Raw genomic sequence first — 20,459 nt, forward strand, 5'->3', positions numbered from 1 at the left:
ACCCCATCACTGGAGGCATCCGCCGATGAGCCCCCCCGACGCGGCCGCCGGCACGGCGCAGGAGCCGGAGCCCGACCTGGCGCGCGGCGCGGACCGGGCGCTCGTCGCGGCGGCCCGGCACAGCGGCGGGCGCACCGCCGCGGTCCTCGGATGCGCCGTGGCGGCAGCCGCGGCGGCCCTCGCCGAACCCGCCGTCCTCGGGCACACCCTGGACCTGCTGCTGCGCCGGGACCCGTCCGGCCCCGCCTGGACCCTCCTGTGCGCCGCCGTCATCGCGGCCGAAGTGGCCCTGGACGCCGCCGCGGCACGGCTGACCGGCGAGGTCGACGGCCGCTCCACCGCCCGGCTGCGCAGGCTCGGCCTCGCCGGGCTGCTGGGCACCGCCCCCCACCACGCGGCCCGCCACGCGCCCGGCGAGACCGCCGCCCGGCTGACCGCACACGCCACCGAGGCGGGGAAGGTCCCGGCGGCCGTCGCGCACGCCCTCGCCGCACTGCTGCCGCCGCTCGGTGCGGTGGCGGCGCTCTTCCTCATCGACCTGTGGACGGCGCTCACCTTCCTGCTGGGCCTGCCGGTGCTGGTGCTCCTGCTGCGGGCCTTCACCCGCGACACCCTCACCAGCGTCGCCCGCTACCAGCAGGTGCAGCTCGCCACCGCCGGACGCCTCGTCGAGGCCCTGGCGGGGGCTCGCACGATCGCCGCTGCCGGGACCGCCGACCGCGAACGCGCCCGGATCCTCGCGCGGTTGCCCGAACTCGGCACCGAGGGCAGGCGCATGTGGCAGGTATACGGCGGCACGACGGCCCGGTCCACGGCCCTCATGCCGATGCTCCTGTACGCGGTCCTCGCCGTCGGCGGCATCCGACTGGCGGCCGGGGCCATCGGCGTCGGCGAACTCCTCGCCGCCCTGCGGTACGCGGGCCTCGCGGCGGGGGTCGGCGCGGTGACCGGCGCCCTGGCGGCCGTGGCCCGCGGCCGGGCCGCCGCCCGGCGGACCGCGGCCCTCGTGGCCCTGCCCCCGCTCGGCCACGGCCGGGCCGAACTCCCGGAAGGCGGCCCGGGCACGCTGGAGCTGCGCGACGTCCGGGTCGTGCGCGGCGGATCGGCCGTCCTGCACGACATCAGACTGGTGGTCCCCGGCGGCAGCACCGTGGCGGTGGTGGGCCGCTCCGGCGCCGGCAAGACGCTGTTCGCCGCCGTGGCCGGCCGGCTCGCCGACCCGGACGCCGGCGAGGTGCTGCTCGACGGCGTGCCGCTGCGGGAGCTGACCGGCGAGGCCCTGCGCCGCGAGGTCGGCTACGCCTTCGACAGGCCCGTACTGCTGGGCGACACGGTCGGCGGCGCGATCGGGTTCGGCGCGGGGCCCGCCCCCGGGCCGCAGGAGGTCCGGGCCGCGGCCCGCGCCGCGGGCGCCGACCCGTTCGTACGGCGCCTGCCCGACGGGTACGGAACGCGCCTCGCCGACGCGCCGCTGTCCGGCGGGGAGGTTCAACGCCTGGGGCTGGCACGGGCGTTCTGCCGCGCGGGTCGGCTCCTCGTACTGGACGACGCCACCTCCAGCCTCGACACCGTCACCGCCCGCGAGGTCGAGCGGGCGCTGGCCCGCGAGATCCGGCCCGGGACCCGGATCGTCGTCGCGCACCGCCTCTCGTCCGCGGTCCGCGCCGACCTCGTCGTATGGCTGGAGGGCGGGCGGATGCGGGCCGCCGGCACCCATGCCGAGCTGTGGCGGCGCGACCCCGCCTACCGGGCGGTGTTCGCCGCCGCCGACGCGACGAAGGATGCGGATGCGGATGCGGAGGCCGGGACGGACGAGCGCCCGGTGCCCCTGCGGAAGCAGGGGGCGGGACGATGACCGGAACGGGGACCGGCACCGAGACGGAGGCCTGGCGACGGGTGGCCCCCGAAGGCCGGCGGTTCCTGCGGGGCCACAAGAGCGCCCTGGCGCGCCTGGCGGCATGGTCGCTCGTGGAATCCGCCCACACCTTCCTCGGCGGCTACGGAGTGGCTCGCGCCCTGGACGACGGCTTCCTCGCCGGCCGCACCGGAACCGGTCTGGCGTGGCTGGCCGCTGCGGCGGCCGGGGCGCTCGTCGGCGGCTTCGCGCTGCGGGGCGTGTTCGCCGGCCTCGCCGACCTCGTCGAGCCACTGCGGGACGGCCTGGTCCGGCGGGCGGTGCGGCAGGCGCTGGACCGCGCCGTCGCCGACCCGGTACGGGCGCCCGACGCGGGCGCCGTGTCCCGCCTGACCCAGCAGACGGAAATGGCCCGGGACTCCTTCGCCGGGCTGGTCCTGACCGTGCGTTCGTTCGTGTTCACCGCCGTGGGCGCCTTCGCGGGCATGGCGGCCCTGGCCCCGGTGCTGCTGCTGGTCGTGCTGCCGCCCCTGCTGCTCGGCGTCGCGGCCTTCCTGGCCACGCTGCGCCCCATGGCGGCCGTGCAACGCCGGTCCCTCGACACCGACGAGGCGCTCGCGGACCGGTTGGGGGAGCTGGGGGAGGGACTCCGCGACGTCGTCGCCTGCGGCGGTCAGACGGCGGCGCGGGCACGGGTCGAGCCGCTGATCGCGGCCCAGGAACGCCTGGCCCGCAGGCTCGCGCGCTGGGCGGCCCTGCGGACCCTGGCGCTGGGTACGGCGGGCCGGCTGCCGGTGATCGCACTGCTCGTCGCGGCGCCCTGGCTGCTCGCGCACGGCATCACCGCCGGAGCGCTGGCCGGCGGCCTCACGTACCTGGTGCAGGCCCTGCTGCCGGCCCTCAACTCAGCCATGACGGCGCTCGGTTCGGCCGGCACCCGCCTGCTGGTGGTCCTGGAGCGCTTCTGCGACCCCGCGCCGCCGCCGACCCCGGGCGTTTCGGACACGGCCGCCGGGGAGGCGAAGCCGCAGCCGGCCGGCCGCGCCGTCCCCCCGGCCGCCGCCGCGGCGGCGGAGCTCCGCGGTGTCACCTTCGCCTACGGCCGCGGCGCGGCGCCCGTCCTCGACGCCCTCGACCTGGTCGTGCGGCCGGGGGAACACCTCGCCGTCGTCGGTCCGAGCGGCATCGGCAAGTCCACGCTCACCGCCCTGCTCGCGGGCATGCTCCCACCCGACGCGGGCACCGTGCTCGTCGCCGGCTCGGCCGCCCGCCGGACACCGGACGCGAGGGGGCCGGACCCGCGGCGGACCCTCCTGCCGCAGCAGGCCTACGTGTTCACCGGCACCGTACGGGAGAACCTCACCCACCTCTCCCATCTCTCCCCCCTCTCCGCGGACCCGGGCGACCCCCGGTCCGGGGACGCCCGGGTGTGGTGCGCCGTCGCCGCCCTGGGGCTGGACGGCCTGGTGGAGCGGCTGGGCGGGCTCGACGCCGAGGTGCGGCCCCGGCTGCTGTCCCGCGGCGAGAGCCAGCACCTCGCGCTCGCCGCCGCCTACCTCTCGCCGGCGCCGCTCCTGCTCCTCGACGAAGCCACCTGCCACCTGGACCCGCGTACGGAGGAGCGTGCCGAACGGGCCCTCGCGGCCCGGCCCGGCACCCTCGTCGTCGTGGCCCACCGCGTTTCGTCCGCGGCCCGCGCCGACCGGGTCCTCGTCCTGGACGGGACCCGAGCCGTATGCGGCACCCATGCAGAACTCCCGGCCAGATCGACCCTGTACCGCGATCTGGTGGGGAAGTGGAACGGCACCGCGGACGGCTGACCCGGCCGTCCCGCCCCCGCCCGCGACGGCCGTGGATCAGACCCAGCCCTCCCGCCGGGATATCCGGATCGCGTCGATGAGGTTGCGCGCGCCGGTCTTGCGGGTCGCCGCGGCCATGTAGTTGCGTACCGTCCCGCTCGCCAGGTGCAGTGTGCGGGCGATCTCGGCGATGGAATCGCCCTCGGCGGCCCGGGCCAGCACGCTGAGCTCGCGCGGGCTCAGCGGTACGGGGTCCGCCTCCATGAAGGCGGAGGCCAGGGAGGCGTCTATGAACCGTTCTCCCGCGGCGACCCGCCGTACCGCCCGTACCAGGCGTCCCGGCGAGCCGTCCTTGTCGACGTAGCCGCGGGCCTCGGCGCGGAAGGCCCGGTGCAGCGAACCGGGCGCGCCGGTCGAGGCGAGCACCAGTACGGGGGAGGGGGACGCGAGGACCTGGCGGTCCGCTCCGCGCCCGTGGTCGGCCAGCACGGCCGTCGTCCCCGGACAGTCGAGGTCGACGACCGTCACGTCCGGGCATAAGGACTCCGCGCGGCGGGCCGCGCTCGGCCAGCCCGCGGACGTGACCTCGAAAGGCCCTTCCGATCTCAGCAGGGCGGCCAGTGCCGACCGGACCAGGCTGACGCTGTGCAGGACCAGGACCTTCGTCATCGTGAGCTCTCCTCGGTGAACGAACCAACAGCACCACGCGGCTGCCCCCGGACAGGGGAGATGGAACGTCACTGCGGGGGGCGTGCAGGGGTGTACGGACAACTTGGCCGAGATGCCGGGGGATCCGGCTTCGCTTCGGCGGGTTACCCCCTTGAACTCACACGTTGTTCCCTCATACCTCGCGCCACCGCGCCATGGCCCAGGAGAAGGCCCCGAAGAGCACCAGTCCGACGGCCACCGCGACGAGCAGCCACGGTCCCACCGGAGTCTCGGCGAACGACCTCAGGGTGTCGTCGAGCCCCTTCGCCTGCCCCGGGTCGTAGCGCAGCGCCGCGTACACGACGAAGCCGCCGGCCGCCGCGAACACGGCCCCGCGGGCCAGCCCGCCGCTCACCCCGAGGAAGTCGACCGCCTTGCGCGAGCCCTCAGAGGCCCCGCCCATGGCGAGGTGCTTGCGGAAGCGGCGTCGCGCCGCCTGTACCGCGATGACCACGCCCGCGATGGCGATCCCGAGCCCTGCGGCACCCACCAGCCACTGGCCGGCGGGCAGGCCGAGCGTCTTGGCGGTCATGTCACGCGACTGCTCGTCCCCGGAGCGCCCGCCGCCGCCCGATGCGAACACGAGGACGGAGAAGGCCGCCACCGCGTAGAACACGCACCGGCCCGCCGAGGCCAGCCGTTTGGTGGCCTTGTCGCCGTCCGGCCCGGCCGCGCCGAACACCGCCTCCGACAGCCGCCACAGCATCATGCACACGAGACCGATGCCGACGGCCCAGATGAGGACGGAGCCGAAGGGCTTGTCCGCGAGCTCCTGGAGGGCGCCCTGCCGGTCGGCCTCCCGGCCGCCGCCACCGAAGGCGACGCGGACGGCCAGGATCCCGATCAGCCCGTACAGCACCCCGCGCGCCACCAGCCCGCAGCGTGCCGTGACCTCCCGGAGCGTGCCGCCGCGCGACGCGGTCCGGGCGCCCTTTCTCGCCGTCACCCCGCTCATCGCGCTCAGACCTCGCCGCGCCAGGCGCCCGTCTCGACCCCGCGGGACTCGATGAACAGCTTGAACCGCTTCAGATCGCCGTTGACCTGGCGTTTGACGAAGCCGAGCTTGTCGGCGGCGGCCTCGGCGATGCCGTCGGGCACCCAGTTCATGTGCAGGACGACCTTGGTGGTGGTCGCGTCGATCGGCTGGAAGGTGACGAGCCCGGCCTGGCGGGCCTCACCGTCGACCGTCATCCACGCGACGCGCCGGTCCGGGAGCTGCTCGGTGATCTGCGCGTCGAACTCGCGCCGGACCCCGTTCACGTTCGTCACCCAGTGGGTGAGCGTGTCACTGCGCTGGTCGATGCGCTCGACCCCCTCCATGAACGCGGGGAAGTCCTCGAACTGCGTCCACTGGTTGTAGGCCGTGCGTACCGGAACGTTGACCTCGACATACTCCTCGACGTGCGACATGCGCACCCCTTCCGCGTCTTCGGGCGTCCGTCTGGACGTCTCGTGGCGCGGCTACCCCGACCCTCGGGCACCATGCACCCGCACGGTCCGTGTACGGCCGACGACGCAGGGCACACGCGGGTGCATGACCGTACTCAAGACCAGCGTGATCGTCCTGGACTGCGCAGAACCCGAGCCACTGGCCCGCTTCTACGCGGAACTGCTCGGCGCGACGGCGGGCCCGGCCCCCGACGACGGCGAGCTGTTCCTCGTCACCGGCGGCGCCGGCGTGCTGCTCGGCATCCGCCGCGACCCGCAGCACACACCGCCGAGCTGGCCGCTGCCGGAGGGCTCCCAGCAGGTCCACCTGCGGATCCTGGTGGCGGAGGACTCCCTCGACGAGGCCGAGCGCGAGGCCGTCGCGCTCGGCGCGCGCCCGGTGGCGGCGGAGGAGGACGGCACCCGCCCGGACAACCGCACGACCCTGCGCCGCTACGCGGACCCGGCGGGCCACGCGTTCGTCCTCGCGTCCGTCCGGTCGGCCGGCAGCTGACCGGTGACCGCCCTCCATCCGCCCACGGCCCTGCTGCTGCCGCTGCGGCAGGACCTCGAACGCGCCGATGGGCAGGGCGGGCCGACGCGTCTGGAGAAGCGTCAGGCTCGGCTCGACCAGGCCGTGGGGGGCTCATGGAACGGGGCGCGGAGGAACGAGACGGTGCGGAGCGGGAGCTGAACGCGTACGAGCGGGTCCTCGCGGAGGACCGTCGGGTCATGCGCGAGCTGCTCCGGGTCAGTACCGGCGGCGCCCATGCCGGTCTCGCCATGACGATTCTGATCGTGACCCTGGTCGCTTCCGTGGGCGGCGTCCGGTGGGCCCTGATCGCCGGTGCAGCGGTCGCGTCCTGGTTCACTGCGGCCCTGTGGACGGCTGCCCGCGGCGGCCTGGGCGGACGGGCCGCGGCCAGGCGCGCCTACTTCCTGACGTTCGGCTGGGGCAGTTGGCTGTGACCGCGGGGCGTTCGAGGAGCCGCCCGCGTGCGCAGCCGGCCCGGTCGGCGTAGAGGGGGCCGGTCTGCCGTCCGAGGTCCCGGCGGCATGCGACGACCTCGACCCCGAGCACGTGGTTCAGGCATCGAGCGGGGGAACTGGACACGGCGCGAGCCGGACAGTGGAACAAGGACCCGGACGCGGCCTTCTACGTCGCACTGTTCCAGCGCGCTGCCCAGCCCGCGATCCGGCGCGGCTGCCTCGTCTGCACCTGAGGAGCCGGTCAGCCGTAGGTGATCGTCACCTCGCGGAAGCCCAGGGAGCGCAGGAGGCCCTCCAGCATCGACGTCGTGTTCTTCTCGGCGCGTTCGGCGAGGCCACCGGTGCGGGCGGCCTCGTCTATGTGCTGCACGGCGAGCTTCTGTACTGCCTGTTCGCCGGCCGGGTTGTCGGAGAACAGGTCGCCGATGCGGTCCAGCAGGCCGCGCTGCTTGGACACCGCGTACGAGCGGTTCGGGTCGAGGGCCGCCGTGCCGAGTTCCGCGTGCGGCAGCCGGATCGAGGCCGCGGTGCGGTCCTCGTTCACGGTGACGCTGCGCTCGTCCAGCGCGCCCATGTCGACGTAGCCGCTGACCGTGCCGGCGCCCACGTACAGGGTGCGGGTCCCGCGGATCGCGTCCGGGAGGAAGGCCGCGTCCTTCTCCAGGTCCACGACCACCTGGAAGTTGCCGACGGCCGCCTCGTAACGGTCCATGTCCTGGACCGACTTGAGCAGCGCCGGACCCGATCGGTCCCGGGTGTCCTCGCCGAAGAGGCCGCCGAACCCCGGAACCAGACTGAAGCGCTCCACGAGCACGATCAGCACCACGACCACCGCCACGCCGGCGGCGATCCGCCCCCACATCGGGCGCCGCGTGCCGCCCGGCCGATCCGAAGAGGTTTCCATGTCCCGCGGATACCCCGTGGGGGCGGCTCCACTACGCCGGGGCGGCGCCGGCTACGGACCGGTGGGCCTGCCGGACACCAGCCGGGCGGCCTCGATCTCGGCCCAGACGGCCTTCCCGTCCGCGTGCGCGTCCGCGCCCCAGCGGTCGGACAGCCGCTCCACTATGTGGAGGCCGTGCCCGCCCGGGACGCCGCGCCGCGGTGCCGGGTCGCGGCGGGGGAGCGTCGTCGTGCCGTCGCACACCTCGATGCGCAGCACCTTCCCGGCCGTGAGCACGAGCTCGTGGCAGCCGTCCGCGTGCAGCGACGCGTTCGTCAGCAGCTCGGACACGAGGAGCAGGGTGTCCTCGGCGGTCTCGGTGCCGTCCCAGCCCCAGTCCCGCAGGGCCTGGCGCGTGAAGTCGCGCCCCTTGGCCACTGCGCCGCGGACGCCCGTCAGGGCGAGCCGGCGGCGCTGCCCCGCGGCGGGTACGACACTCACAGGATCACCCGTTTCCGGTCCGACGGTCTCCACTGAGCTCTCTCACCCCCGCGTTGACACTGGTCTCTGTCACAGGCGTATGCCCGGCGCGGCACGATCGATGTACGGGACCGTCCACGCACCGCCGGCGACTCTCGTGGCCGTCCTGGCAAGCGCAGGACATTGTAGGCGACGACCGGTCTCAGGGCGTGGCCGCGTGCAGCCGCAGCGTGAAGCCGCGCTCCGTGGCGCGGACCTCCACCAGGTCGCAGAGCTGGTGGATCATCCACAGACCGCGGCCCCCGTGGGCCGAGGCCAGGGAGGGGCGCCGCCGGCCGGCCAGCGGGTCCGCCAGCCGGCCGCCGTCGTGGATCTCGGCGACGACCCCCGCAGCGGACCCGGCGACGGTCCACAGGCGCAGCGTGCCCTTCCCGCCACCGTGGGAGAGGGAATTCGCCGCGGCCTCGCTGATCGCCATGACCAGGTCGCTGCGCCGTGCCGGGGTCAGCGCGGTGCCGCGCGCCCAGCCCTCGGCGTACTCGCGTACCTCGGCCAGCCCTCCGTGGGCGTACGCGAGCCGGGCGACCGGGCCGTCGGGCTCGGGCAGCGGGCCGTCCAGGTCCGCCGTGACCCGCGCGGCGTCGGCGTAGGCGGGGCTCGGCAGGTCCCGGCCCTGCTCGATGAGCGCGGGGTGGGTGCGCCGGGCGTCGCTCACCACGGCGGGAGCCAGCCCGACCACGTCGTACGGGCACAGGACGGTGGCGGGGCGGCCCGCGAAGGCCGTGTTGATGAGGGCCTCGTGGCGGGTGGCCTCCAGCACTTCGGCGGGGGAGCGGCCGGGCCAGATCGGTTCGCCGACGATCCGCGCCGCCCGGCCCGCGTGCCGGTCGGCGAACTCCTGGAGGGCGGCCAGGATGCGACCGGGATTGCGGCCCAGCTCCGTCATGTCTGTCCAGGTGATCCCGGCGCCGCCGCCCGCGCCGAGGCTCTCGCGCAGGGCGTCCAGGTGCTGCCCGGGCACGGCGACGAGCACCGGCTCGTCGGCCGCGAGGGCGCCCCGCACGAAGCCGCCCACCCCCGCCACGTACTCGGTGAGGTCCCGGTAGAAGAGGGCGGGATGAACGAAGGCCCCAGGCCCGGCGGGCGCAGGAACAGTGATCATGCTGCGACCTCCAGCGCGGCGCACTCGTCCGGGAACATCTCCACTATCTTGCGGAGCGAGTATGGCGGGTCGTGGAGCAGCAGGCGCCGCCCCTGCCCGCTGAAGTCCACCGACGCCCGTACGAGTGCCGCGACGGCGGCCGGGTCGAGGAAGACCACCGCGGAGAGATCGAGGTGCACGACGGGGCCGGGGATTTCGGCCACCACGCCGAGGGCGCCGGCCAGCGCCTGCCGGGTGTCGAGGTCGCAGCTGCCGCTCAGGCGCGCGCCGGGGCGGCCCGGCAGCGGCAGGGCGGTCAGCGGCGCGGTCGCGCCCGTACTCGGCGTCATCGGTGCGGGGGCCTACGCCGTGAGCATGCCGGCGCGCAGCCGTGCCAGCGTCCGGGACAGCAGGCGGGAGACCTGCATCTGCGAGATGCCCAGTTCGGCACCGATCTCGGCCTGGGTCCTGTCCTGGCCGAAGCGCATCTGCAGGATGCGCCGGTCGCGTTCGTCGAGCTGCTCCAGCAGGGGCGCGAGGGTGTGGAACTCCTCGAAGAGCTCCATGGCGGGGTCGACGTCGCCGAGGCGTTCCGCCAGCGGCCGGGCCGCCCGGTTCGCCGTGGACGGCGCGTCGTCGTCCGCGCCCGCGGCGTCCAGGGAGCCGCTCGTGTAGCCGTTCGCGGCCACGAGCCCGTCGATGACCTCGTCCTCGGACAGCTCCAGGTGCTGGGCGACCTCCTTGACCGTCGGCGCCCGGCCCAGGACGTCGGTCAGGGCCTCCTGCGCCTTGGCGAGCTCCGTACGGAGCTCCTGCAGTCGCCGCGGCACGTGCACGGCCCAGGTGGTGTCGCGGAAGTACCGCTTGATCTCGCCCGTGATGTACGGCAGGGCGAGCGTGGAGAACTCGACCTCGCGGTCGAGGTCGTAGCGGTCGATGGCCTTGATCAGGCCGATGGTCCCCACCTGGATGATGTCGTCCATGTCCAGGCCGCCGCCGAGCACGCGGGCCCGGAAGCGCCGTGCGGCGAACTGCACCAGCGAGAGGTTCATCTCGATCAGGGTGTTGCGGGTGTACTGGTACTCGCGCGTGCCCTCCTCCAGTGCCTGCAGCCGCCGGAAGAAGTGCCGCGACAGCTCACGCGCGTCGGAGGGCGCCATCTCGCGGGCGTTCTCCACCCGCGCCAGGGCCTCGTCCTGCATCAGCTCTTCGTCGCGCGCCGGTGCTCCCGGGTCCTCTCGGTCACCTACGGGGACGTGCACGTCGGTTCCACGAATGGGGGCTACAACGGTGGCCGAGCGAGACATGTTGGCCGCTCCCTCCCGATTGACTGCGGCTGCCGTCGCGCTTCTGCCCCGTCATTGCGTTTCCACACACCTCGATCGCGGCGAGTTTTTCCCCGCGTCCGCGCCGGGCCGCCGCGGGGGCGCCGGGCCGACCCGGGGGCGCCGGGCCGACCCGGGGGACGAGCGCCGCCGCGATGAGCAGGCATACTCCCTTGACGACGACGTACAGACGGCGATCCGTGGAGGCGGACATGAGCGGATTCGGGGACGCGTACCAGCCCGGCGTGGTGGGGGAGGGCTACCCGGCGGGGGACGGCTGGGTGGTGGCGGCGCACGGCGAGCTGGACCAGGACACGCTGAACCCGCTGGAAGAGGCGCTCACCGCGGCCGCCGGCCGGCACGCGACGGTGGTTCTGGACGCCGGCTCCATCACCTTCGGGGACTCCTCGTTCCTGAACCTGCTCCTGCGCCTGCACCACCTCACCGGGCTGCGCATCGCCGCCCCGGGCGAGCAGCTGCGCCGGCTCTTCGCCGTGACCGGCGCGGACACCGTCCTCTCCCTGCACGCGAGTGTCGAGGACGCCCTCGCGGCGTGAACCGGTCCGCCCGGCGAGCCTCCTGCGTACGGGCCGGCCGGCTCACACGTCGGCCCTGTGCGGGTCCGGGCCGCCGGCCGGCCGGAAACAGGCGGTGATCGCCTTGCCGCCGTGGCACGAGTGGACGTCCAGGGAGTCGGCCAGGGCGCTGACGATGCCCAGCCCGCGGCCGGACGTGGCATTCGCGTCGGCCCCGGTGGTCCGGGCGCGGGGCAGCCGCGGATCGCCGTCGGCGACGCTGACGTGGAGGCAGCGGCCGTCCCAGGTCAGCACCAGGTGCGCGGTGCCGACGGCGTGCAGGTGGGCGTTGGTGACCAGTTCGGAGACGCAGAGCAGCACGGAGTGCACGGTGTCGGCCGCCGAAGCGTTCCACGGCAGGGACGCCAGATGCGCCGCGGTCCACTGCCGCGCCGCCCGGACGCCCTCCGAGATCGGGAACGAACGTGCCCAGCCGACCGCCTTGACTGCCAATGTCCTCACCCCTTTTCCATCTTTGTGCCGTCCGATACCGGTTCGTCTACCCGGAGTCCGCGGCGACATCCGGGGATTCCCGAAGCGCCCTGGGGAAACGTGAGTTCGGGCCCGGCCCGCCCGGGATCACCGGCAACCCCCCTTCCGCGGATTCCGGATGCGCCGCCCCCGGAGTGATCGACCGTGCTCCACCGCACCTCCGACGGCGTTAGCCTTCACCGGACCGGTGCTGCGGCGAGGCGGGTGCCCGCCGGAGCCGGGTGCTCCGGCATGCCCTGGTGCCGGGGTGGCCTGTCCTGTTCCGCGTGTCGGCGCGGTTTGGTATCGAGAGTGAGGGTGACGGATGGCCGAGCGGGTGGGCGGGGATCCACGGGGCGGCGTACCGGCGTTGCCGGGCGACGGCGGCATCGGCGAGTCGGAGCTGCGCCAGTTGCTGGCCGGGCTGACCGCCGTACGGGACGGGGACTTCCGTACCCGGCTGCCCGACGGGGCGGACGGGCTGCTCGGGGAGATCGCGACCGTCTTCAACGGGATGGTCAACCAGCTGTCGCTGTTCACCTCCGAGGTGACACGGGTCGCCCGAGAGGTGGGCACCGAGGGCACCCTGGGCGGTCAGGCCGACGTGCCTGGGGTCGGGGGAGCCTGGCTGGACCTCACGGATTCGGTCAATTTCATGGCCGGAAACCTCACCGCCCAGGTGCGCTCCATCGCCCAGGTCGCGACGGCCGTGGCCAAGGGCGACCTCTCCCAGAAGATCACCGTCACCGCGCGCGGGGAGATCCTGGAGCTGAAGGAGACCATCAACACGATGGTCGACCAGCTGTCCGGATTCGCCGGGGAGGTCACGCGCGTGGCCCGCGAGGTCGGAACCGAGGGCCGGCTCGGCGGCCAGGCGGACGTCAAGGGCGTCTCCGGCACGTGGAAGGACCTGACGGAATCGGTCAACGTCATGGCCGACAACCTGACCGCCCAGGTCCGTTCGATCGCCGAGGTCACCACCGCCGTGGCCCAGGGCGACCTGACGCAGAAGATCCGGGTGGACGCCCGCGGCGAGATCCTGGAGCTGAAGGAGACCATCAACACGATGGTCGACCAGCTCTCCGCGTTCGCCGACGAGGTGACGCGCGTGGCCCGCGAGGTCGGCACCGAGGGCAACCTGGGCGGCCAGGCCACCGTCCGGGGGGTCTCCGGCACCTGGAAGGACCTCACGGACAACGTCAACGTCATGGCGTCCAACCTCACCGGACAGGTCAGATCGATCGCCCAGGTGGCCACCGCCGTCGCGCGCGGCGACCTGTCGCAGAAGATCACGGTGGAGGCGAAGGGCGAGGTCGCCGCGCTCGCCGGCGTCATCAACACGATGGTCGACACGCTGTCGGCCTTCGCCGACGAGGTGACCCGCGTGGCCCGCGAGGTGGGCACCGAGGGCCGGCTCGGCGGCCAGGCCCGGGTCCCCAACGTGGCGGGCACCTGGAAGGACCTCACGGACAACGTCAACTCCATGGCCAACAACCTCACCGGCCAGGTCCGCAACATCGCCCTCGTCACGACCGCCGTCGCCAACGGCGACCTGTCCAAGAAGATCGACGTGGACGCCCGCGGCGAGATCCTGGAGCTGAAGACCACCATCAACACCATGGTCGACCAGCTCTCCTCCTTCGCCGCCGAGGTGACCCGCGTCGCCCGCGAGGTCGGCAGCGAGGGCCGGCTCGGCGGCCAGGCCGAGGTCGAAGGGGTCTCCGGCACCTGGAAGCGGCTGACCGAGAACGTCAACGAGCTCGCCGGGAACCTCACCCGCCAGGTCCGGGCCATCGCCGAGGTCGCCAGCGCGGTCGCCGAGGGCGACCTGACCCGCTCGATCACGGTCGACGCCTCCGGCGAGGTCGCCGAACTCAAGGACAACATCAACTCCATGGTCGGCTCGCTGCGCGAGAGCACCCGGGCCAACCAGGAGCAGGACTGGCTCAAGTCCAACCTCGCCCGCATCTCCGGCCTGATGCAGGGCCATCGCGATCTCGCCGCCGTCGCCGAACTCGTCATGGACGAACTGACGCCGCTCGTCGCCGCCCAGTACGGCGCCTTCTACCTCGCCGAGGACGGCCCCAGCGGAACCGCCCTCACCCTCGTCGGCTCCTACGGCCGCCCCGCGGACTCCGTGGAGGGCACGAGGTTCGCCCTCGGGGAGTCGCTCGTCGGGCAGGCGGCCCGCAGCCACCGGATCATCGCCACCGACCGCGTCCCCGGCGACTACATCATCTCCTCAGGGCTCGGGCACACCACCCCGGGCAGCCTGATCATCCTGCCGATCGTCGTGGACGACCAGGTCCTCGGCGTGATCGAACTCGCCTCCTTCAGCGCCTTCACACCCGTGCACCGGGACTTCCTCGCCCAGCTGATGGAGACCATCGGCACCAACGTCAACACGATCGTCGCCAACGCCCGCACGGACGAGCTCCTCGACGAGTCCCAGCGGCTGACCGGCGAACTCCAGGCCCGCTCGGAGGAACTCCAGGTCCAGCAGGAGGAACTCCAGCGCTCCAACGCCGAACTGGAGGAGAAGGCCGCGCTCCTCGCCAGCCAGAACAGCGACATCGAGGCCAAGAACCTGGAGATCGAACAGGCCCGGCAGGAACTGGAGGCCCGCGCCCAGCAGTTGTCGCTGGCCTCCACCTACAAGTCGGAGTTCCTGGCCAACATGAGCCACGAACTGCGCACCCCGCTCAACAGCCTGCTCATCCTGGCCCAGCTGCTCGCGCAGAACCCCACCCGCAACCTCACCCCCAAGCAGGTCGAGTACGCGGGCATCATCCACTCGGCCGGCTCCGACCTGCTCCAGCTGATCAACGACATCCTCGACCTGTCCAAGGTCGAGGCGGGAAAGATGGACATCAATCCCGAGCGGGTCGACCTGCCCCAGCTGCTCGAGTACGTCGATGCCACCTTCCGGCCGATGACCACGCAGAAGAGCCTCGACTTCACCGTCACCACCGCCCCCGACGCGCCCGCCGACCTGCTCACCGACGACTCGCGACTGCGCCAGATCCTGCGCAACCTGCTGTCCAACGCCGTCAAGTTCACCGAGCGCGGCGGCGTCGAGCTGCGCATCGAACCGGCGACGGCCCCCGAGATCCCCGCCGGGATCTCCCGCCGCGGCCCCATGCTCGCCTTCCGGGTACGGGACACCGGCATCGGCATCCCCGAGCAGCAGCTGGAATCCGTCTTCGGAGCTTTCCAGCAGGCCGACGGCACCACCAGCCGCAAGTACGGCGGCACTGGCCTCGGCCTCTCCATCAGCCGAGAGATCGCCCAGCTCCTCGGCGGGGCCGTCACCGCGGAGAGCACGCCCGGCCAGGGCAGCACCTTCACCCTCTACCTGCCCGTCAGCCGCGCGGACTACGAGGACGCCCCGTACGGCGACACGGCCGAGGCACCCTCGCCCGAGGGCGCGTACGGGACGGGCGACCAGGACCGCCGGGACGCCCCCGCGCTCCCGGCGCAGCGGCGCACCCGCCGCCTGCTGGTGATCGAGGAGCGGCCGAACGGCCTGCTCTCCCTCGTCGCCGAGAGCGCCGACCGCGACTTCGCCCCCCACCCCCATGCGGCCGGGGAGCGCGGCGGCATCCAGGTCGTGGGCGCCACCAGCTCACGGGAGGCGGCCGCAGCCTTGGCGTCCGACGCCTTCCACTGCGTCGTGCTCGAACTGGACATGCCCGACGGCGAAGCGCTGCGCTTCCTCGACGCGCTCGACGGCGACCCGGCGCTCTCCTCGCTCCCCGTGCTCGCCCACAACAACCCGAGGGTCCGGACCGGCCGGGAGGAGGCCCTGCGGGAGCGGGCCGCCTCACGCCGGGTGGAACTGCTGTCCAGCCTGGACGAGCTGCGCGAACGCATCGCCCTCCACCTGTCCGCCGAACAGCCCGGGGACGTACTGCCCCTCGTGCACGCGGACACCCGGCAGCAGGAGACCCACGTGCCCGACGGCGACCTGGCCGGACGCACCGTCCTCGTCGTCGACGACGACGCACGCAACCTCTTCGCCCTCAGCGGGGTCCTGGAACTGCACGGCATGCGCGTGCTCCACGCCGAGGACGGCCGCAAGGGCATCGACGCCCTCACCGGCAACGCCGACGTCGACCTGATCCTGATGGACGTGATGATGCCGGAACTGGACGGCTACGCGGCCACCGCCGAGATCCGGCGGATGCCGGCGTACGAGGCCCTGCCCATCATCGCCGTCACCGCCAAGGCGATGCCCGGGGACCGGGAGAAGAGCCTCGCCGCCGGTGCCAGCGACTACGTCACCAAGCCCGTCGACGCCGACGACCTCATCGCCCGCGTCCGGCACTGGCTCACGCGATGACCGGGGACACCGCACGCAACGGTGCCGTCCACCCGCCGCCGGCACCGGTCGCGGGGCAGACCGCCTGCGCCATCCCGCAGCAGTCCCCGACCCCGCTGGGGCGGCTCGTCGCCACCGTCGAACGGCTGCGCCGGGAGGTGCTGGAGGCGCAGGCCGCCGCCGACGGCCGGGCGCTCGTCGAGCTGGCCAAGGGCATCCTCATCGGCCAGCTGAACTGCACCCCGGCCGCGGCGGCGCGGCAGCTCGACCTGCTGTGCCGCGAGAGCGGCACGTCCCGCCTCGAACTCGCCGCCGACATCGTCAACCAGGCGTCCCGCGACCACGTCAGCGAGATCGCCGCCGCGTTCGTCGAGCGCGCCGGCACCGACGACGACCCCGCCGAGCACTCCACGGTCTCGGTCCGGCTGCGTACCGCCGAGAGCGGCATGCTGGCCGCGGCCTCCGACACCCAGGCCGTCGCCGAGTCCCTCCTGACCAACGCCCTGGGGCCGCTGGGGGCCGTCGCCGTCGCCGTCTGGACCGCCGTGCCCGACGGCTCGCTGGCCCTCGCCGGCCACGCCGGGTTCCCGCCCCGGGAGGCCGTCCGCTGGCGCCACGTACCCCCGGGCGTCTCCACCGTCGCCGGCCTCGCGCTCCGGGAGCGCCGACTGGTGACCCTGTCCCGCACCAAACGCGCTGGTCTGCCTTCCATCGGCCATCTCCAGTGGCCCGAAGGCGGGCGGATGGCCGTACCGACCGGGACCGGCGGACGGATCCACGGCGTCCTCGAAATCTGCTGGCCGCAGCCCCTGGCACCGCAGCCACCGCAGATCGAGCGCCAGGTGGAGGCGCTCGCCGAGCTGTGCGCCCGCACCATGGACGCCTCGGCGCCGGCCGACCCGACGGCCGGCGACGCGCTGCTCCCGGACGTCGCGGAACTCATCGACCTCGCCGAGGGGCTCCAGGACCCCGCCGTGGTGCTCACCCCGGTCCTCGACCCCGAGGGCCGCCTCACCGACTTCAGGATCCGGCACGCCGGCAGCCGGTTCGTCGACCCCGTGGGACGACCGCGTGGCGACGTCAACGGCGCACTGCTGCTGGAGGCCTACCCGATGGCCGCAGCCGAGAACGGCCTGTTCGACATCATCGAGCGGGTCCACGCGACGGGCGAGCCGTTCCGTGCCGAGCGCATGAGCCTGACCGCGCTGGTCGACCAGATCCCGCTCACCTCGGTCGCGGACATCAGCGTCAGCCGCCACGGCGCCGCCGTCCTGCTGATCTGGCGGATCGAGGACGAGACGGCCCGGCTGGCCAACCTCCTCCAGCACGCCCAGCGCCTGGGCCGCATCGGCGGGTTCGAGGAGAACCTCGCCACCGGGGAGACCACCTGGAACGCACAGCTCTACGCGCTCCACGGGCTCCCGGCCACCGCGCACCCCGTACGGCTGAGGGAACTGCCCGGCCACGCCCATCCGGACGACTCCGCCGCACTCGGCCGTTTCCTGCGGGCGCTGCTGCGACACCGCCGCCCGTCCTCCGTCAACTTCCGCCTCCAGCGGCCCGACGGAATCACCCGCCACATCCGGGTGGTCGCCGAGCCGGTCCTCGACGCCGACCAGCGGCTGCACGCCGTACGGGGCGCCTACCAGGACATCTCGGCCCAGCACTGGACCGAGGTGGCGCTGGCCGCGACGAGGGACCAGCTCGCCCACACCGAGGCGGAGTCCGCCGAACGCAACCGGCTGGCGCTCCAGCTCCAGCACGCCATCATGCCGCCCACACCACCGGCCGTCGAGGCTCCGGGGATGCGGGTCGCCGTCCGCTACCGGCCGGCCGAGACCGAGTCGCTCGTCGGCGGCGACTGGTACGACACGGTGCTCCTGCCCTCCGGTCTGATCATGCTGTCCGTGGGCGACGTCGCCGGCCACGGCATCGAGGCCGCCACCGGCATGGTGGTGCTGCGCAACGCCCTGCGCGGCCTGGCCGTCACCGGCGCGGGCCCGGGCCAGCTGCTGTCCTGGCTCAACACGGTCACCCACCACCTGGCCAAGCACGTGACCGCCACCGCCGTGTGCGGCCTCTTCGACCCGAGCACGCGGGTGCTGCGCTGGGCGCGCGCGGGCCACCTGCCGCCCGTACTCGTCCGCGGCGGCCGGGCCGAGGCCTTCCCGCTCATCGAGGGCCTGCTCCTCGGCGCCCTGCCCGACGTCACGTACGGCGAGCGGGAGGTCCAGCTGCAACCGGACGACACGCTGCTGATGTTCACGGACGGGCTGGTGGAACGGCGGGACTCCTCGGTCCAGGACTCGCTCGGCCACCTCGTGAACGCGGCCGCCGCCGGATCCGGGGACCTGGACGCGAGGCTGGACCGACTCCTCGCCGGGAGCAGGTCGGACACGGACGACGACACCTGCGTGATCGGCATCCAGGTGGGTTGAAGCCGCTCCGCCGGACGCCGACGGCCCTTTGCCCGCGCAGGGTTGACCACGATGCGCTACCTGCCGGTAACTTGAGCGCGGTCCAGAAGCGCCGACGGAAGGAACGGGCACGTGCCGAACCACGACCTGACCGGCTTCACCGAGGGTTCGTTCACCCACGACGGCGCGACCCGCCGCGTCCTGCGCGCGGGCACGGGCCCCGCCGTGATCGTCATGGCGGAGATCCCGGGCATCACGCCCAAGGTCCTGGAGTTCGCCGAACGGGTGGCCGCGTCGGGCTGCACCGCCGTGCTCCCGGTGCTCTTCGGCGAGCCCGGACGCGACCCGGACCCGCGGGCCGTCGGCTGGGCGAGCAGCGGCCGGTACCTGGCGTCGACCATGTCGCGGGTCTGCGTCAGCCGGGAGTTCACCCTGCTGGCCACGGGCCGCAGCTCCCGGGTCGTGGGCTGGCTGCGCGCCCTGGCCGCCGCCGAGCACGAGCGGTGCGGCGGTCCCGGCGTGGGCGCCGTCGGCATGTGCCTGACCGGAGGGTTCGCCCTGGCCATGGCCACGGACGAACGTCTGATCGCCCCCGTCCTCTCCCAGCCGTCGCTGCCGCTGGCCTGCACCCCCGGCCGCGCCGCCTCCATCGACATCAGCCCGGAGGACCTCGCCGTGGTCCGCGGACGCTGCGAGCGCGAGGGGCTGCAGGTCCTCGGCCTGCGCTTCCGGGGCGACCGGCTGGTCCCGGCCGACCGGTTCGCGTACCTGCGGCGCGAACTCGGCGACGCCTTCGTCGCCGTCGAACTGGACGACGGCGACGCGAACCCCGAGAGCGCCCTGCCGCCCCACTCCGTCCTGACGGAGCACCTCGTCGACGAACCGGGCCGGCCCACCCGCGAGGCCCTCGACACGGTCCTCGACCTCTTCCGCACCCGCCTCCTTCCGCAGGAGCGCCCCGCCGCCGCCAACTGACGCCGCGGACACGACGCAACGTTCTTGGGGCGCGTTGCGCGGGCCGGGGGGCGGTCGAGTGGCAATCTGGGGCATAACACCATAAACCCGCGATCCAGTGCGTCGCTCGGCCCGTCTGCCGCAACGGCTCGCCGCCGGCGAGCCGTTGTGCGCCCGGAGCGGCTTCGCCCGCTCATTACAGTCCAGTGGTTTGTATATGTCGGTGACCGACGTATGGTGGGTCCTGAAGATCCTTCCGGGGCGCAGCGGATCCCGCCTGCCGCCCCGGGGTTTCGCCTTGCGACGGAGACGGAGTGCTCATGGCCACCAGGAAGAACCTCACCGCCAACCGGGAATCCCTCGTCCACAAGGTGCGCTACGCGGCGAGCCGCCCGAACCGCATCGCCCCGTACCTCAAGCGCGCCGCGCGCGACCGGTGGCTGGCCTTCAAGCACCCCGACCACGTGAGCTACTACCGGGCGGTGATGGCCTCGGACACGCGCCGCAACCCCGAGGCCGCCGTCGGCAGCCAGACCCACGAACGCTGGCTCGCCCTCGGCAAGATGCAGTTCGACTACCTGCTCGGCCACGGACTGAAGCCCGAGGCCCGCATGCTGGACATCGGCTGCGGCAACCTGCGCGCCGGCTGGCGCTTCATCGACTACCTCGACGCGGGCCACTACTACGGCATCGACATCTCGCCGGACATCCTCATCGCCGCCAAGCGGACGCTGACCGACCGCGGCCTGCAGGCCAAGGTCCCGCACCTGACGATCACCAGGAACCTGACGCTGGACTTCCTGCCCGACGCCTACTTCGACGTGGTCCACGCCCACAGCGTGTTCTCGCACTCGCCGATCGAGGTGATCGACGAATGCCTCGCCCACGTGGGCCGCGTCCTGGCGCCGGGCGGTCACTTCGACTTCACCTTCGACCGCACCACCGGCGCCGAACACCAGGTCCTGCGCGAGGACTTCTACTACCGGACGCAGACCCTCGTCGACCTCGCCGCCCGGCACGGACTCGCGGCCCGCTTCATGGAGGACTGGGAGGAACTCGGCCACGGCCAGTCCAAGATCCGCGTCAGTGCCGTCGGGGCCGACGTCTGACGG

Annotated in this window: 18 protein-coding genes; 9 read left to right on the forward strand and 9 right to left on the reverse strand. The window is 73.6% G+C overall.

What is annotated here, in order from left to right:
• The first annotated feature begins 25 nt into the window (after nucleotides 1–25).
• Both OHA91_RS36430 and OHA91_RS36435 read left to right on the forward strand, forming a co-directional pair.
• On the forward strand, nucleotides 26–1,855 hold the full coding sequence (locus OHA91_RS36430) for an ABC transporter ATP-binding protein (protein ID WP_328740807.1): 1,830 nt from the start codon (nucleotides 26–28) through the stop codon (nucleotides 1,853–1,855).
• Entirely contained in the window at nucleotides 1,852–3,675 is a 1,824-nt protein-coding gene (locus OHA91_RS36435; RefSeq protein WP_328740808.1) for an ABC transporter ATP-binding protein, read from the forward strand. The genes OHA91_RS36430 and OHA91_RS36435 overlap by 4 nt, the downstream gene beginning before the upstream one ends.
• A 36-nt stretch (nucleotides 3,676–3,711) precedes the next feature.
• On the opposite strand, the gene OHA91_RS36440 is transcribed toward OHA91_RS36435, so the two are convergent.
• The 3 genes from OHA91_RS36440 to OHA91_RS36450 form a co-directional block, all read right to left on the reverse strand.
• Entirely contained in the window at nucleotides 3,712–4,323 is a 612-nt protein-coding gene (locus OHA91_RS36440) for a response regulator transcription factor (protein WP_031148098.1), read from the reverse strand.
• A 172-nt stretch (nucleotides 4,324–4,495) separates the two neighbouring features.
• Nucleotides 4,496–5,317, reverse strand: a complete 822-nt coding sequence (locus OHA91_RS36445; protein ID WP_381704563.1) for a DUF1206 domain-containing protein — start codon at nucleotides 5,315–5,317, stop codon at nucleotides 4,496–4,498.
• Between the two features lie 5 nt (nucleotides 5,318–5,322).
• Nucleotides 5,323–5,772, reverse strand: coding sequence for an SRPBCC family protein (locus OHA91_RS36450; protein WP_031148102.1), 450 nt, complete (start codon nucleotides 5,770–5,772; stop codon nucleotides 5,323–5,325).
• Nucleotides 5,773–5,896: 124 nt separating this feature from the next.
• On the opposite strand from OHA91_RS36450, the gene OHA91_RS36455 reads away from it, so the two are divergent.
• Both OHA91_RS36455 and OHA91_RS36460 read left to right on the forward strand, forming a co-directional pair.
• Complete coding sequence (locus OHA91_RS36455; protein WP_031148105.1) at nucleotides 5,897–6,304, forward strand: VOC family protein; 408 nt, start codon at nucleotides 5,897–5,899, stop codon at nucleotides 6,302–6,304.
• Between the two features lie 134 nt (nucleotides 6,305–6,438).
• Nucleotides 6,439–6,759 (forward strand): hypothetical protein, encoded by a 321-nt coding sequence (locus tag OHA91_RS36460; RefSeq protein ID WP_031148107.1) that lies wholly within the window; start codon nucleotides 6,439–6,441, stop codon nucleotides 6,757–6,759.
• 262 nt (nucleotides 6,760–7,021) lie between these two features.
• Here the strand turns inward: OHA91_RS36460 and OHA91_RS36465 are convergent, their stop codons facing one another.
• From OHA91_RS36465 to OHA91_RS36485, 5 genes are all read right to left on the reverse strand, one after another.
• Entirely contained in the window at nucleotides 7,022–7,684 is a 663-nt protein-coding gene (locus tag OHA91_RS36465; protein ID WP_328740810.1) for a DUF4230 domain-containing protein, read from the reverse strand.
• A gap of 51 nt (nucleotides 7,685–7,735) precedes the next feature.
• Nucleotides 7,736–8,164, reverse strand: a complete 429-nt coding sequence (locus tag OHA91_RS36470) for an ATP-binding protein (RefSeq protein ID WP_051892952.1) — start codon at nucleotides 8,162–8,164, stop codon at nucleotides 7,736–7,738.
• Nucleotides 8,165–8,345: 181 nt separating this feature from the next.
• Entirely contained in the window at nucleotides 8,346–9,305 is a 960-nt protein-coding gene (locus OHA91_RS36475) for a sensor histidine kinase (RefSeq protein ID WP_328740811.1), read from the reverse strand.
• Entirely contained in the window at nucleotides 9,302–9,634 is a 333-nt protein-coding gene (locus tag OHA91_RS36480; protein WP_328740812.1) for an STAS domain-containing protein, read from the reverse strand. Before OHA91_RS36480 ends, OHA91_RS36475 begins: the two co-directional genes overlap by 4 nt.
• Before the next feature lie 12 nt (nucleotides 9,635–9,646).
• Nucleotides 9,647–10,591 (reverse strand): SigB/SigF/SigG family RNA polymerase sigma factor, encoded by a 945-nt coding sequence (locus tag OHA91_RS36485; protein ID WP_031148123.1) that lies wholly within the window; start codon nucleotides 10,589–10,591, stop codon nucleotides 9,647–9,649.
• A 230-nt stretch (nucleotides 10,592–10,821) separates the two neighbouring features.
• On the opposite strand from OHA91_RS36485, the gene OHA91_RS36490 reads away from it, so the two are divergent.
• Entirely contained in the window at nucleotides 10,822–11,166 is a 345-nt protein-coding gene (locus tag OHA91_RS36490; protein WP_031148124.1) for an STAS domain-containing protein, read from the forward strand.
• A gap of 42 nt (nucleotides 11,167–11,208) precedes the next feature.
• Here the strand turns inward: OHA91_RS36490 and OHA91_RS36495 are convergent, their stop codons facing one another.
• On the reverse strand, nucleotides 11,209–11,637 hold the full coding sequence (locus OHA91_RS36495) for an ATP-binding protein (RefSeq protein WP_031148126.1): 429 nt from the start codon (nucleotides 11,635–11,637) through the stop codon (nucleotides 11,209–11,211).
• 343 nt (nucleotides 11,638–11,980) lie between these two features.
• On the opposite strand from OHA91_RS36495, the gene OHA91_RS36500 reads away from it, so the two are divergent.
• The 4 genes from OHA91_RS36500 to OHA91_RS36515 all read left to right on the forward strand — a co-directional run bounded on the left by OHA91_RS36500 (nucleotide 11,981) and on the right by OHA91_RS36515 (nucleotide 20,456).
• Nucleotides 11,981–15,997: a HAMP domain-containing protein gene (locus OHA91_RS36500; RefSeq protein ID WP_031148131.1), complete on the forward strand. Its 4,017-nt coding sequence runs from the start codon at nucleotides 11,981–11,983 to the stop codon at nucleotides 15,995–15,997.
• A complete protein-coding gene (locus OHA91_RS36505) occupies nucleotides 15,994–18,414 on the forward strand; it encodes a SpoIIE family protein phosphatase (protein WP_328740813.1) in 2,421 nt (806 codons plus the stop codon). The genes OHA91_RS36500 and OHA91_RS36505 overlap by 4 nt, the downstream gene beginning before the upstream one ends.
• Before the next feature lie 111 nt (nucleotides 18,415–18,525).
• Nucleotides 18,526–19,368, forward strand: a complete 843-nt coding sequence (locus OHA91_RS36510) for a dienelactone hydrolase family protein (protein WP_031148132.1) — start codon at nucleotides 18,526–18,528, stop codon at nucleotides 19,366–19,368.
• Nucleotides 19,369–19,667: 299 nt separating this feature from the next.
• Nucleotides 19,668–20,456, forward strand: coding sequence for a class I SAM-dependent methyltransferase (locus OHA91_RS36515; RefSeq protein WP_031148133.1), 789 nt, complete (start codon nucleotides 19,668–19,670; stop codon nucleotides 20,454–20,456).
• Nucleotides 20,457–20,459: the final 3 nt, after the last annotated feature.

The organism is Streptomyces erythrochromogenes (genome assembly GCF_036170895.1).
GTDB lineage: Bacteria > Actinomycetota > Actinomycetes > Streptomycetales > Streptomycetaceae > Streptomyces > Streptomyces erythrochromogenes.